The sequence below is a fragment of the Streptomyces sp. NPDC001828 genome, assembly GCF_042892175.1.
In the GTDB taxonomy this organism is placed as follows: Bacteria; Actinomycetota; Actinomycetes; order Streptomycetales; family Streptomycetaceae; genus Streptomyces.
Map to the genome: position 1 here is coordinate 1 of NZ_JBIATV010000030.1, position 11,417 is coordinate 11,417.

Consider the following 11,417-nt stretch of genomic DNA (forward strand, 5'->3'; position numbering starts at 1 on the left):
GGAGGGGGGTCGGCGGGGCCCGGACGCCCTCTAAAAGATCATGGAACTTCCGGGAAAAACCCTGGTCAGACCCCCTTTTCCGCTAGGTGATCCGGTCCAACACTGGTAATATAGAGCTTGTTGGAAGGGGGTGGCACCCCGGACAACGAGAACCACTCGAAACCCGTTGAAAGGTGCTGGACATGACCGTCAAGACCCGCAACTCGCGCCCCGCCGCCAAGAAGGCCACCGAGGCCCCGCAGCCGGTCGTCACCGTCGTTGACACCCGTCACCCGAAGTCCGGACTGTCGATCAGCTACCGCGTCACGGTGGACACCGTGGAGCGCGCCGAGGTCATCAGCGAGGCGGGAGTCTCGGCCGGACTGGTCGCCCGCCTCACGATCCAGGCGGGCCCGCGACAGCGCCCCGTGACCATCATGGCCAGCCGCCTTATCGGCGAGGGCGAGTGGTACGCCGACGCCATGACCGAGCGCGGCGGCCGCGTCCACTACTCCCGGGGATTTGGGAACCGGCGCGGGGTTCCCCGCCGCCTCCTGGCCGACTTGGGCGACGTGCTCACCCTCTGCGCCTACGACGTTCGCGGACTGGTCGAGGACGCCGAGCCCGGCCGCCCGCTGAAGCTGCGCAAGGTCAAGGCCAAGCGCAAGGCGAAGGCCGCCGCCGAGGCGTAACCCGCACGGCCGGGGCGCGACGAGCGCCCCGGCCGCAAGGGGGGCCGGATTAGAAAAACCCTGGTCAGGCCCCCCTTTCTGCTTCCAAATCCGGCCCAATACTGGTAATATTGAGCTTGTTGGGAGGGGGTGGCACCCCGACCGGCACCGCTCGAAATCCGCACCACTTCAACGAGAGGCACCCGAGATGGCTACCAAGACGACGCGCCGCCGCTCCACCAAGACCGCCGAGGAGCGCGCGGCGGAGGTAGACGCCCTCCACGAGCAGCTCAACGACGCGATTGCGTCCCTTGTCTCCGCCGACGGGTGGAAGGCGATGCTTCGCGCGACCGTCGCGAACCTCGGCCGCTACTCCGCCAACAACATGCTGCTGATCCTGGCCCAGTGCCCGCACGCCACCCAGGTGCGCAGCTTCAAGCAGTGGAAGGAAAACGGCCGCTCCGTCCGCAAGGGGGAAAAGGGGCTGCGGATCTTCGCCCCGATGACGGTGAAGAAGAAGGACGACACCGGCGCGCCGGTCCTGGACGAGAACGGCCAGGAGCAGAAGCGGACCATCTTCAAGACCGTTGCCGTGTTCGACATCAGCCAGACCGACCCGATCGAGGGGGAGGCCGCACCCGAAGAGCCCACGGAGCCCGCCTACGCGCTCGGCGGGAAGGTGGAAGGCGACGCCCCGGCCGAACTCTGGGACGGCCTTACGGCCCACATCGAGGGTCACGGGTACACGGTGCGGCTGGAGTCCACCGGCCGCGCGGACGGGTACACCGACCCCAAGACCCGCGTAGTCGGCATCCAGGCCAGCGACCCCGAGGCACACCGCGTGATCACGCTCGCCCACGAAGGCGCGCACATCGAGTGCGGCCACGTCGCGGACATGGACGAGTACCGCCAGCACCGGGGCCGCATGGAGTGCGAGGCCGAATCCGTCGCGTACATCGTCGCCGGGGTGGCCGGACTGGACGCCGCCCTTACGTCCGTCCCGTACATCGCGGACTGGGCAGGCCGGACCGCCGAAGAAGTCCGCGAAACGCTCGCAGCCGCAAGCGCAACGGTCGTCCGCGCCGCCCGCGCGATCCTGGCCACCACCACCGCCACGCCGGACGAGGCGACGGAGACCGACGAAGCGGAGCGCGCGGCGGAAGAAGCCGCCCACGCCGCCTACCAGGAGGTACACGCCGAGATGATCGAGACCGCCCAGCAGCGCGAGCAGCGCCAGCCGCTCAGCACCGCCACGGCCCCCGCCCAGGGGTGACGCAGGGCCGGGGGGAGGGGAAGCCCTCCCCCCGGCGCGGCGGGAGCGCACCGACCGGCCGCCGTGGCGCAGCCCGCCGGGGCGTGGCCGCGTGCGCGGTGGGCGGCGGCCGGCCGGGGGTGGCCGGGCCGGGCGCGGAGCGCCGCCGGGGCGCGGCCGGGGGTCCGCCGGCCCCGCCGTTGAGGGCGCGGCCGGTGCGCAGCACCGCCCGTGGGGCACCCGTCCTTCGGCCGGGTTGCGAGGGGCGCTCTCGCGCCGCCCCCTCGCGCTCCCCAGGCGCCGGGGGCGGGGGCCGGCGGGGCGGCCGCGGGTTGTCGGGTGGGCATCGCACCTTCGGTGCGATCCGGCCGTGCGCCGCAGTCGTCGGGCCCTGGGGGCCCTCCTTATTGCGGCCCGCGCTGCGCGCGGGCTGCGTCGCTTCGCTCCTTGCGCGAAGCCCCGGGGGGCTCCTCCGGACGCCCGCCCCCCGGGGACCGGGGGACGGGCTGAAGTCCGTCGTGGCCGAGGTGATTCCTCCGCGCCGTTGTTGTCCGCCGGCGCGTCGTGGCCGGGGCGAGGGGCTGAGGTCGAGGAGGGCCAGGAGGAGCTGCGCGACGTCGACGGGTGCGGGCCGGCCCGGGGTCGGGGGAGGGAAAAGCGGCTGGCAAGGAGGGGGGTCGGCGGGGCCCGGACGCCCTCTAAAAGATCATGGAACTTCCGGGAAAAACCCTGGTCAGACCCCCTTTTCCGCTAGGTGATCCGGCCCAACACTGGTAATATTGAGCTTGTTGGAAGGGGGTGGCACCCCGGACAACGAGACCCCCTCGAAACCCACCGGAACGGAAGGGCTGGCCACCATGGACCTGCTGACTATCGACCCCCGCGACACCGTCACCTACCGTCCCGTGGAGTACCGGATTCCGCTCGGGCTGGCTCCCTACCGGCCCGGCATCGTCGGGGCGCAGGAGCTGGCCGCCACCCTCGTGGCGCGGCTGGGACTGCTCGGGCACCGGATTGAGAACTCCCGCTACATCGAGGAGGAGCCCCGTTGTGACCGGGGGCCGATGCTGGATTCGCTGGGCTCCCGGGCGATGCGAGTGGAGTGCCAGGTCGACGGCCGCCCCGTGGCGTGGCGGTACGACCGCTTCGCGCGTGGCCTTGAGGCCGCCTGGGCGGTCGAGGTCGACGGACAGGCCCGGCCCGCCGAGCTGTCCCCGTACCTCCGGGCGCACGAGCGTCTCGCCGCTCTGGCCTGGATCGCGCACCGCGCGATCCAGGGATGGTGAAGCAAGAAAAACCCTGGTCAGGAGCCCTTTATGGCTTCCGAATCCGGCTTAATGCTGGTAATATTGAGCTTGTTGGGAGGGGGTGGCACCCCGACCGACACCACCACTCGAAACCCACCGAGGAGCACCCAATGCGCGCACTCATCGAGACCTTCAAGACCATCCGCGCCCGTCACCGCGCGGCCCGCCGGGCGGGTCTGCGGTCGTACACCGTGGTCCTGGACTGGAGCACCAAGGCGTACGCGCACTACGCGCCCGAGATCGTGACCGTCCGGGCATCCTCCCCGCTGGCCGCCGAGATGGACGCCCTGCTTCAGGCCGCCAAGGCCCACACCATGCACGTGGAGGAGTTCGAGGGCCGCGAGGGCCGCGCCCTGCTCCTGGAGGCGGGCAACGTGCTGAAGGTCGTTGCCACCTTCTCCGGCGCGCACAGCGCCGTCCACTCCGACCACTTCTGATCTGCCCCGACCGGGGCGGCGGTTGGCACCGCCGCCCCGGCCCCCTCGAAACCCGTACGCACAACGAGAGGCACCCAGTGAGCACCATGACCGGCACCGTCACCACCCGCGCCCACGCCATCGAGACCGGCGCGCTGATCGAGGCCGACCCCGGCATTGCCGCCGAGGTCGAGTTCCCCGCCCCGGTGGCCATGACCGAGGCCGTTTACGCGGACTGCATCGCCGTCCCCGACACGTACCGGTGGGACACCGGCATCCGGCTGGACGACGCCGAGCGGGAATGGGACCTGCTCATCACCGCGTCCCGGGCGATCAAGGCCGCCGCAGGGTCCGGCCGCCCGCCCCGGCTCGCGTTCTCCCTCTACCGCGTCCCGGTCGACGGCCACAGCCGCGACCCGCAGCGCGTGACCCTGGTGGCCGAGGCGTCGCCCGGCGACAACGGCGAGCGCGTCATCACGATCATGCGCCCGAGCGAGCACCTGCCGCAGTAAGGCGACCCGGGGCGGCCACCAGGCCGCCCCGGACGCCCCGGCCGGAAGGGGATGGCACCCCGACCGGCCCCCCTCGAAACCCCAACCGAGCACGGAATGGAGCGCCCCACATGGGCTACGAATACAGCGTTGAGGGAACCGTCCAGGTCACCCCGCCGATCCCCTTCCCCGCACTTCTGCCCCTGACGCAGGGGCCGGATCTGCCGATCTTCTGCCTGGCCCCCGGCGTCGAAGACCCGGACGCCGCTGGCCCCTGGTCCGACATCGTGGGCGTGTGGGCCCTGATCCCGAAGGACGTGCCGCTCGACCAGGCGCAGCCGGTCACCGTCAGCGCGCTCGCGGTGTCTCACATCTCCAAGAGCGGAGCGATCCACCAGCCGCTCGCCAGGTTCGTCCAGCTCTGCCTGGCAGCCGGTCACGAAGTCGTCAGCGAGCTGAAGTTCCACGGCGAAGGCGGCGAGCGCGGCGAGATCCAGGTGACGCCGAGCGGCGGCATCGAGTGGGTGGAGACCTTAGCCCCCGGCCGGGAACCCGTCCGCTGGTGAAGACCCCCGCCCGGTCCGGCCGGTACCTCCGGCCGGACCGGGCGGGGTAACCGCCGGACGCGACGGCAGCCCGTCGCCCCCTCCGCCCCCGCGCCGGCCGAGGGGCGGGCTGTCGAGAACGACGGCCGCGCCGTTCCTGCGCGGGCATCGGCGCGCGTTCGCGGCGGGCTCCCGCCGCCGTGGGCTCAGCCCTCACAGGGACGCCGGCCCCGGCTTGGGGCCACCAAAAGCGGCTGGCAAGGAACCGGGGCGGACCGGCCCGGAGGGGACGCGCGGGCCGCCCTCGGTTCCTGGAAAAACCCTGGTCAGGACCCCCTTTTTGCTAGGTGATCCGGTTCAACCCTGGTAATATTGAGCTTGTTGGGAGGGGGTGGCACCCCGACCGGCACCACCACTCGAAACCCGTACGAACGAAAGGCACGAACGTGACCGTGACGCAGACCGAGCAGACGGAACAGACCCCCGAGAACGAGGCGGCCGAACCGGCAGTCTTCGGCCGCCTAGTGGCGATCGACCCGCTCGACTTCGACCCCGACGGCGGTACGGAGAAGCTGGTCATCGTCGACCCGTACAACCACCGCAAGAAGCGCGAGGAGGGCGACACCACCGAGCCCGACCCGGCCCTGATCGCCAGCGTCGAGGAGGTCGGCGTTCAGCAGGCGATCATCCTGCGCCCGCAGGAGGGCGAGCGGGACGGACAGCTCGGCATCGTGATCGGCCAGCGCCGCACCCTGGCCGCGTACCGCGTCGCCAGCGCGGCCGCGCAGGAAGGCCGCGAGTACCGGAAAATCCCGGCGATCATCCGCGATGACCTGCGCGGCGTCGATGACGAGGCGCTGACCGTCTCGATGGTGGAGAACCTGCACCGCCGCCAGGCGAGCGCGCAGGACGACGTGGACGCCGCCGAGCAGCTCGCCCTTCTGGTCAAGGCCAAGAAGGTGCCCAAGGCCCGGAAGCGCAGCCTGGCCGCCGCCATCGGCCGCACCGAGGAGGAGCTGGACGCGGCCCACAAGGTCGCGCAGATGGACGCGGAGACCCTCGAAGACCTCCGGGACGAGGAGATCGAATTCGACTGGGTCGAGCTGGGCGACTACGACGAGGTCAAGGACGTGTCCAACGCCCAGGTCACGCTCATGCGGGCCAAGGCCAAGGACGAGCAGGAGGGCAACACCAAGCGGGGCGCGTGGAAGACCGCCATGCAGGAGCTGCGCGCCAAGAAGGCCCGGACCGAGCGGATCGAGACCCTGAAGGCCGAACTGGCCGAGAAGAAGGTCACCACCGTCCACTGGGTGTGGAACTGGTCCTACAGCAGCGCCCGGCCGCTGGAGGAACTGGTCAGCAAGATCGGTATGCCGATGAGCGAGCAGGGGCACGGTGAGACCTGCGAGGGGCACGCGGCCACGATCGACCCCGACGCGGCCGAGGTGGTGTGGCTGTGCGTCGACTGGAAGAAGCACGGCCACCGGATCGCCGGGGCCGCCCAGGGCGACGACGACGGCGACGGCGAGCCGGGCGAGGAGGAGGCCGCCAAGGCCGAGGCCGCGCGCGAGGAACGCCGCCGCGTGAAGGTGAACAACCTCGCGTGGAGGACGGCGCGCGCGGGCCGGGAGGCCCACATCGCGGACATGTGCAAGGACAAGGGCGAGGCCCCGGCCGACGTCAAAGACCTGATCATGCGGACGCTCCTCGTGAGCGACGGCCATTACGTGCACTACGTCGGGAGCCAGGAGCACGGGGCGATGCTCGCGAAGTTCCTGGGGGACGAGCGGCTCACCCGGCACCCGAAGGACGTGATCACCTCGCTGCTCAAGAAGACCGCGAGCAAGCGGTACTGGTGGGTCCTGTTCGCGCACGTGGCGGGCTACTTCGAGGCCGAGCACATGAAGGACGACGCATGGCGCGGAGAGCCCCACTACCACCACGGCCCCTCGGTGCGCGGCCGGATCAGGCCCGCGACCGCCGAGTGGATCAGCTTCCTGAAGCACCACGGGTACGGCGTGACCGAGGTCGAGGCGGAGACGGTGACCACCGCCGAGCAGGAAGCCGAGGCCGAAGCCGAGCGCAGGGCCAAGCAGGAGCGGGAGCGCCAGGAGCGGGAAGCGGCCAGGGCCGCGCGGCAGGCCGAGAACCCCGCCCCGGACGAGGACGAGGAGCCCGGCGACGACGGCGAAGAGGACTACCAGTACGACGACGTGGACGAGGAGTACGAGGAACCGGCCGAGGCGGTAGAGAACACGGACCCCGAGGCCGAGGCCGAGACCGAGGGCGACACGGACGCGGGGCCGGACGAGGCGGAGGGGCACGAGGACGTGCCCGCCGAGGACGGCCAGGAGGACGGCGAGCAGGAGTAACAGCGGTACCCGGGCAGGCCCGTTCCTTGACGGGCCTGCCCCGGCCGGGGCGGCGGATGGCACCGCCGCCCCGGCCCTCGAAACCCATCACGCACGAGGAGAGCGCACCATGACAGACGTTCGTATGGACCCCCACACCGACACGGCCGGGGACCGGCTGATCCGCACGCTCGAAGCCCACGGGCTGACGGCCCGCACCGGCACCGATGTGCACACCGGCACCGACATGGTCACCGTCGACATCGCGGGCGGGCCCGAAATCTGGATCGCGGACCGCACCGGCCACACCGACAGTCCCGTGGACGCCCACCCCGGATGGGTCGCGGTTTACCGGCCGCACGCCGACCTCAGCGACGAGGGAGAGACGGAGGTCTACCGGTCCGAGGGAGCAGGCGGCTTCACCCAGGACACCGCCGCTCTGGTGGTCGCGGTCGTCCAGTGCGCCGCCGCCCGCAGCCTGGCCGCCGCGTGACGGCCCCCGTCCACGAGGCCCGAGCGCTGGCCCACCTGGCCCGCCAGGACGCCGGGCCGCCCCCGGCAGACGCCGAGGAGCGCGCCGACTGGCGCGCGGAGCTGCGCGCGGCCCACGACGACTACCGCGCCGGCCGCGCCATCGCGGTCGGCGTCGACCGGCTCGACACGGTCCGGCGCGCGGTCCGGGCCGGACGCTACGACGCCCGAGGCCACCAGGACCTCACGGAGGCCCTGGCCGCCGTGGAACACGGCTGCATGTCCTCCTGGCGCACCACCCCGTACGGGCTGGTCTGGATCGACAACGAGTTCTGAACCGCCCCGGCCGGGGCGGCGGATGGCACCGCCGCCCCGGCCCCGCTCGAAACCCACCACCCCGAGAACGAGGAGATCACCCATGACGGACGCTCAAGAACGCACGGCCCGCGACCTGCTGAGCGAGGCGCTCCAGGCGGAAGGGCACACCATCGGCGGGGAGTCGTGGCTGGGCAGCGGCTGTTTCGTCCTGACGGTCCAGGTCACCGGTCCGGCCCAGCTCTGGATCAGTGACGCCGACGCCCGGCTCGACTATCCGCCCGCCGAGCACACCGGTTGGACCGCGTTCTACCACTCCCACGGCCTGGACACCGAGGAGGACGCCCCCGAGGTCTACCGGTCCACCGACACCGACTGTGCGGCCGACACCGCGAATCTCGTGCAGGTCGTCAACGCCTACGTGGCCGCCGCCACGGCGTAGCCGGAACGCAGACCGGCGACCGCCCTGCCATAAGGCAGGACCCCCCACACAAGTGCGGCAGGCTGGCGCGGTCGCCGGTCTTCTCGAAACCCGTACCGCGCGTGGTGGCGACATCCCCAGAAGGGGGCGCTACTTCCACGCGGAACGAGAGAACACCAGGGTAGCGGGTCCGGGCCGGGGGACGAAAAAGGATCAGAAACGTGCCCCGCAATGCTTCCAATGCTGGTGAAAGCTGGTATTGTTCTTGTTGTTGGAAGGGGGTGGCACCCCGACCAGCACCACCACTCGAAACCCGTACGGAAGAGGCACCCGATGGCTTCCACCCTGGAACTCTCCGAGGCCGCGCTGACCGGACTGCGCGACTACCTCATGGCCACCGCCGCCGACGAGGACAAGGCCCCGCAGGAGGAACTGGACGGACTCAGCGACACCGTCCTCGCGGCCTACTGGCACGGCTACGTCGAGGCCAGCAAGGCCGGACGCGTCGGGCAGGCGCTGCACGCGGCCGCGCTCAGCAAGGCCCTCACCGCGCCGCTCGGCGCGGTGTGCGCCGAGACCGGCGCGCTGCGCGCCGCCCTCACCCAGTCCTTCCAGTAGCCCGACCGGCCGGGGCGGCGGATGGCACCGCCGCCCCGGCCCCCTCGAAACCCACCCCGCTGAGCCAGAGAGAGGCCCTGATGACCGCCCCTTCCCCCGACGTCGAAGCCGGCCCCGCGAAGACCCGGACCATCGAAGAGCCCGAGATCGACAAGCGCAGCGCCGAATCCCCCTACTTCGGCCGGTTCACCTGCGACGTCTGCGGCGACGACTTCGCCGTCCACCGTTCGCTCACCGTCGAAGAGCGCGAGTTCACCGACATCGAGACCCGCGCGACGTGGCCCGGCCTGATCGTGGTCGCCTGCGACCGCAGCTGACAGCGCAACCGCCCTACCCGGGGCGGCGGATGGCACCGCCGCCCCGGCCCCCTCGAAACCCGACGCAAGGAGAAGCACGACCATGACGCTCCCCAGCGACCTGCCGACCCCGGACGGCAACGCCGACACCGCCCGCTCCCGCCGTGACCTCCTGGTCGCCGGACACGACGGCCGGATGTTCACCGAGACCATCGGCCGCCCCCTGCACCGCGCCCAGCAGGCCGCCCAGACCTACCGGGCCGCCGCCGATCACGCCGAACTCGACCGGTGCGGAGCCCCTGACCGTGTCTGGCTCAGGGGCCAGTCGACCCTGTGCCACCGACGCGCCCGCATCGCGGCCGACGAGGCCGCCCTGGCCACCGAACGGAAGCAGCCGGACCAGGCCGCCGCATGGGCCGCCCTGGCCGACCGCTACGCGACAGCCGCCCGCCACCTCGCCCGCCCCGCGCCGGTCCGGGTCGACGCGATCACCAACCTCCGCGCCGCCGCCGATGCGCTGGAAGCCCTGCCCCCCACGATCCCGGCGCAGCCCGCCGCCCCCCTGTCCTGCATCGCCCTGTTCAGCGTCGACAGCGGCCGCGAGGCACTCGGCAACGCCCGACGCGGCAACGGGCCGGTGCTCAGGCACGTGAACACGGTGGAGGTGGAGCTACTGCTGTTCGCCGCGTACGCCCAGGGACAGGCCGAGACCGGCTACCACATCGCCACACAGGCCGTCCGCGCGCTCGACCGCGCCCGTAAGACCGCGCCCGAGGACGAGGCCGAAGCCATGGACCCGCAGGCCCTGGCCACCGCCTTCGAGCTGAGCGAGCAGGCCCTGGACGCGGCCGAGGCCGCCACCCCGCCCGCGCCGTAGAACCCCAGCCCGGCCGGGACGGCCACACCGCCGCCGTCCCGGCCCCGGACCCCCAGGAGAGCCCTGCCCGATGCCCCAGCCCCACCCCGAGGCGCACGAAGGAACGCCCGCTACGCCGTACGACAGCCTGCTGACGCGCCCCTTCTACTTGCCGGGCGCGCACCTGCCCGACTCAGCCGGCCCCGTCTGGACCTGCCGGACATGCACCACCCCGTGGCCGTGCCCCACCGCCCAGCCGTACCTCCGGGCCGGACAGTGCAGCACGCGCAGCGCGACGACCCAGTGGAAGCCGTGCGGCGCGACAACCCAATGGGAGCGGAACGGCCCCCGACGCTGGCACGTCGGCCCGGACTGCTACACCCGTAAAGACGCCTTGAACGCGCTGGCCGAGGAACTCCACAAGCAGCGCATGGCGAACCCCACCTACCCGCCCAGCCACTACTACCCGGAGAAACCCCGCCGCCGCCGACGCCAGCGCCCGCCGTACGACCACACCCCCATGGGACCGGGCGACATCCAGCCCGGCACCTGGCTATGGGTCATCCCCGGCGGACTCCACCCCGGATGGGGCGACATCCACCGTCTTGCCATGCTCACCGCACTCGGCACGCCCTACTGCGAGGTCTGGATGGACGACACCACCGTCCACCGCGTCCGACCCGAGAAGCTGATCGTCACCGACGCCGGACGCCAGGCCGCCCACGCCGCAGGGCTCACCACCCTCCGGCAGGCGAGCGGGCCCCGCCCCCGCCCGCTGCTCCCCGAATGGCGATGGGTCGACTGGACCCTGGCCGAGCACATCGCCCACCAGCGGCACGCCGCCCCCGCAGCTGAGTCAGCCGAACAGCCAGTCCAGGACGAGCTGTTCACCGTCGCCTGACGGACTACCCCGGCCCGGAACGACCATCGTTCCGGGCCGGAGGCATGTCCGGGTCCAGCGCGGCGACGGCGCCGACGGGCCGACGAGGGCGAGGCAGCCGCGGAGACCGTCGGCGTCACCGTCGTGCGCGCCGGCCTGCCGGAGAACACGCGGCGAGTGCGCCCGCCGTGGAGCGGCATCCGACCTCCGGCCGGATGCGAGGGGCGCTCTCGCGCCGCCCCCTCGCGCACCCCCGGCGCCCGTGGCCGGCCCCGGTGGCACGGCAGCGGGAACCAGGGTGCTGACGGCCGTTCGTACCTCACGGCCAGGCCAGGACGCGCAAGGGGGCGCTTTCCTCGTGGTCGCCGCCGCGGCGGGGGAACTCCGAGACGGGGCCGGGGCGGCGGCGACCTCGAGGACGCTCCGCCCGGCGGGGCCCCTGAAGCTGTTCGTCGTGGGGCACCCGTCCTTCGGCCGGGTTGCGAGGGGCGCTCTCGCGCCGCCCCCTCGCGCTCCCCAGGCGCCGGGGGCGGGGGCCGGCGGGGCGG

At 72.2% G+C, this 11,417-nt stretch carries 14 protein-coding genes; all 14 read left to right on the forward strand.

From position 1 onward, the window contains the following. Positions 1 to 182 precede the first annotated feature (182 nt). The 14 genes from ACFYZA_RS40135 to ACFYZA_RS40200 all read left to right on the forward strand — a co-directional run bounded on the left by ACFYZA_RS40135 (position 183) and on the right by ACFYZA_RS40200 (position 10,890). On the forward strand, positions 183 to 671 hold the full coding sequence (locus tag ACFYZA_RS40135) for a hypothetical protein (protein ID WP_387810550.1): 489 nt from the start codon (positions 183 to 185) through the stop codon (positions 669 to 671). A gap of 187 nt (positions 672 to 858) precedes the next feature. Then, on the forward strand, positions 859 to 1,923 hold the full coding sequence (locus ACFYZA_RS40140; RefSeq protein WP_388495131.1) for an ArdC-like ssDNA-binding domain-containing protein: 1,065 nt from the start codon (positions 859 to 861) through the stop codon (positions 1,921 to 1,923). An 836-nt stretch (positions 1,924 to 2,759) separates the two neighbouring features. Further along, a complete protein-coding gene (locus tag ACFYZA_RS40145; RefSeq protein ID WP_388495132.1) occupies positions 2,760 to 3,188 on the forward strand; it encodes a hypothetical protein in 429 nt (142 codons plus the stop codon). A 131-nt stretch (positions 3,189 to 3,319) separates the two neighbouring features. Then, a complete protein-coding gene (locus ACFYZA_RS40150; protein WP_382980714.1) occupies positions 3,320 to 3,646 on the forward strand; it encodes a hypothetical protein in 327 nt (108 codons plus the stop codon). Positions 3,647 to 3,732: 86 nt separating this feature from the next. Beyond that, on the forward strand, positions 3,733 to 4,137 hold the full coding sequence (locus ACFYZA_RS40155) for a DUF6573 family protein (protein WP_360981588.1): 405 nt from the start codon (positions 3,733 to 3,735) through the stop codon (positions 4,135 to 4,137). 110 nt (positions 4,138 to 4,247) lie between these two features. Then, positions 4,248 to 4,682, forward strand: coding sequence for a hypothetical protein (locus ACFYZA_RS40160; RefSeq protein ID WP_388495133.1), 435 nt, complete (start codon positions 4,248 to 4,250; stop codon positions 4,680 to 4,682). Between the two features lie 425 nt (positions 4,683 to 5,107). Next, complete coding sequence (locus tag ACFYZA_RS40165; RefSeq protein WP_388495134.1) at positions 5,108 to 7,033, forward strand: ParB N-terminal domain-containing protein; 1,926 nt, start codon at positions 5,108 to 5,110, stop codon at positions 7,031 to 7,033. A gap of 109 nt (positions 7,034 to 7,142) precedes the next feature. After that, positions 7,143 to 7,505 (forward strand): hypothetical protein, encoded by a 363-nt coding sequence (locus ACFYZA_RS40170; RefSeq protein WP_388495135.1) that lies wholly within the window; start codon positions 7,143 to 7,145, stop codon positions 7,503 to 7,505. Then, complete coding sequence (locus tag ACFYZA_RS40175) at positions 7,502 to 7,819, forward strand: hypothetical protein (RefSeq protein ID WP_388495136.1); 318 nt, start codon at positions 7,502 to 7,504, stop codon at positions 7,817 to 7,819. The genes ACFYZA_RS40170 and ACFYZA_RS40175 overlap by 4 nt, the downstream gene beginning before the upstream one ends. Positions 7,820 to 7,901: 82 nt before the next feature. Further along, positions 7,902 to 8,240 (forward strand): hypothetical protein, encoded by a 339-nt coding sequence (locus ACFYZA_RS40180; protein WP_388495137.1) that lies wholly within the window; start codon positions 7,902 to 7,904, stop codon positions 8,238 to 8,240. A gap of 312 nt (positions 8,241 to 8,552) precedes the next feature. Next, positions 8,553 to 8,837, forward strand: coding sequence for a hypothetical protein (locus ACFYZA_RS40185; RefSeq protein WP_388495138.1), 285 nt, complete (start codon positions 8,553 to 8,555; stop codon positions 8,835 to 8,837). An 80-nt stretch (positions 8,838 to 8,917) separates the two neighbouring features. Beyond that, positions 8,918 to 9,154 (forward strand): hypothetical protein, encoded by a 237-nt coding sequence (locus tag ACFYZA_RS40190; RefSeq protein WP_387810530.1) that lies wholly within the window; start codon positions 8,918 to 8,920, stop codon positions 9,152 to 9,154. An 82-nt stretch (positions 9,155 to 9,236) separates the two neighbouring features. After that, entirely contained in the window at positions 9,237 to 10,010 is a 774-nt protein-coding gene (locus ACFYZA_RS40195) for a hypothetical protein (protein ID WP_388495139.1), read from the forward strand. A gap of 70 nt (positions 10,011 to 10,080) precedes the next feature. Further along, positions 10,081 to 10,890, forward strand: a complete 810-nt coding sequence (locus ACFYZA_RS40200) for a hypothetical protein (RefSeq protein ID WP_388495140.1) — start codon at positions 10,081 to 10,083, stop codon at positions 10,888 to 10,890. The last annotated feature ends 527 nt before the right edge of the window (positions 10,891 to 11,417 follow it).

Bases quoted from the DNA above. Each gene is read 5' to 3' on its own strand.
- ACFYZA_RS40150 (WP_382980714.1), top strand. From the start codon at position 3,320: ATGCGCGCACTCATCGAGACCTTCAAGACCATCCGCGCCCGTCACCGC.
- ACFYZA_RS40200 (WP_388495140.1), top strand. From the start codon at position 10,081: ATGCCCCAGCCCCACCCCGAGGCGCACGAAGGAACGCCCGCTACGCCG.
- ACFYZA_RS40155 (WP_360981588.1), top strand. From the start codon at position 3,733: ATGACCGGCACCGTCACCACCCGCGCCCACGCCATCGAGACCGGCGCG.
- ACFYZA_RS40140 (WP_388495131.1), top strand. From the start codon at position 859: ATGGCTACCAAGACGACGCGCCGCCGCTCCACCAAGACCGCCGAGGAG.
- ACFYZA_RS40145 (WP_388495132.1), top strand. From the start codon at position 2,760: ATGGACCTGCTGACTATCGACCCCCGCGACACCGTCACCTACCGTCCC.
- ACFYZA_RS40190 (WP_387810530.1), top strand. From the start codon at position 8,918: ATGACCGCCCCTTCCCCCGACGTCGAAGCCGGCCCCGCGAAGACCCGG.
- ACFYZA_RS40170 (WP_388495135.1), top strand. From the start codon at position 7,143: ATGACAGACGTTCGTATGGACCCCCACACCGACACGGCCGGGGACCGG.
- ACFYZA_RS40180 (WP_388495137.1), top strand. From the start codon at position 7,902: ATGACGGACGCTCAAGAACGCACGGCCCGCGACCTGCTGAGCGAGGCG.
- ACFYZA_RS40185 (WP_388495138.1), top strand. From the start codon at position 8,553: ATGGCTTCCACCCTGGAACTCTCCGAGGCCGCGCTGACCGGACTGCGC.
- ACFYZA_RS40135 (WP_387810550.1), top strand. From the start codon at position 183: ATGACCGTCAAGACCCGCAACTCGCGCCCCGCCGCCAAGAAGGCCACC.
- ACFYZA_RS40160 (WP_388495133.1), top strand. From the start codon at position 4,248: ATGGGCTACGAATACAGCGTTGAGGGAACCGTCCAGGTCACCCCGCCG.
- ACFYZA_RS40195 (WP_388495139.1), top strand. From the start codon at position 9,237: ATGACGCTCCCCAGCGACCTGCCGACCCCGGACGGCAACGCCGACACC.